The following is a 1089-nucleotide window of genomic DNA, read 5'->3' as shown; positions in this document are numbered from 1 at the left end:
ACGGCGAGCCCGATGTTCCACCCGGCGTATCGGCACCGTCGTCCAAGCCATCCACACACTCTTGACCTGCGACTATTCAGGATGAAAGAGGTTCAGTGAGCCTTTTCAGAGTGGCCACCGATTGGGTGACGTCGCTTCGGCAGCTCGGCCCGGCAAGGACAGCAACTGCCCTGCTTGGAGGCTTCGTCAACATACTCGGGACCCTCACTCGCCGGAGGAGCGGCTGAAGAGGCTCACTGATATCGCTGTGGAGTTGGGGACCGTGGAGCCTGTCGAGCAGGACTTGTCCGGGCCGCCCGTGCCCGTGTCGGACGAGCAGTTGGTGGCGATGCTGGTGGAGCGGGCCCGGTCAGAGGGACTGCATCTGACTGGGCAGGGCGGGCTGCTGCAGCAGCTGACCGAGCGGGTCCTGGAGTCCGCTCTGGAAGGTGAGATCGCTGATCACCTCGGCTACGAGAAGCACGGCTCAGCCGGCCGGGGCAGTGGCAACTCCCGCAACGGAGGCCGGGCCAAGACCGTGCTGACCGACGTCGGACCGGTCGAGATCAAGGTTCCGCGTGACGTGTCGGGCACGTTCGAGCCGCAGATCATCAAGAAGTGGCAGCGCCGGCTGACCGGGGTCGACGAGATGGTTCTGTCGTTGTCCGCGAAGGGGCTCACGCACGGCGAGATCGCCGCCCACCTGGCCGAGGTCTACGGGGCCGAGGTCTCCAAGCAGACCATCTCCACCATCACCGACAAGGTGATGGAGGGCATGACCGAGTGGCAGAACCGGCCGCTCGACCGCGTTTACCCCGTTTTGTTCGTCGATGCGATCAACGTCAAGATCAGAGACGGGAAGGTCGCGAACCGTCCGATCTACGTAGTGATGGCCGTGACCGTGGACGGCACCCGCGACATCCTCGGCATCTGGGCCGGCGACGGCGGCGAGGGAGCAAAGTACTGGCTCCACGTGTTCACCGAGCTCAAGAACCGTGGCCTGGACGACGTGCTCATGCTGGTCTGTGACGGGCTCAAGGGTCTGCCCGAAGCCGTGGAAGCCGTCTGGCCTCGCACGATCGTCCAGACGTGTGTCGTGCATCTGCTGCG

The 1089-nt window shown here is 64.6% G+C and carries 1 protein-coding gene and 1 pseudogene; both read left to right on the top strand.

Annotated features, from left to right (window positions below; genetic code table 11):
- Nucleotides 1-85: pseudogene (locus ABT070_RS46215) on the top strand (IS5/IS1182 family transposase); the annotation flags it as partial.
- Between the two features lie 243 nt (nucleotides 86-328).
- On the top strand, nucleotides 329-1089 hold a 761-nt coding region (locus tag ABT070_RS46210), incomplete at its 3' end, for an IS256 family transposase (RefSeq protein WP_351769372.1).

The organism is Streptomyces sp. NPDC002884, assembly GCF_040295245.1.
Taxonomy (GTDB): Bacteria; Actinomycetota; Actinomycetes; order Streptomycetales; family Streptomycetaceae; genus Streptomyces.
This window is presented reverse-complemented; position numbering and strand designations above follow the sequence as displayed.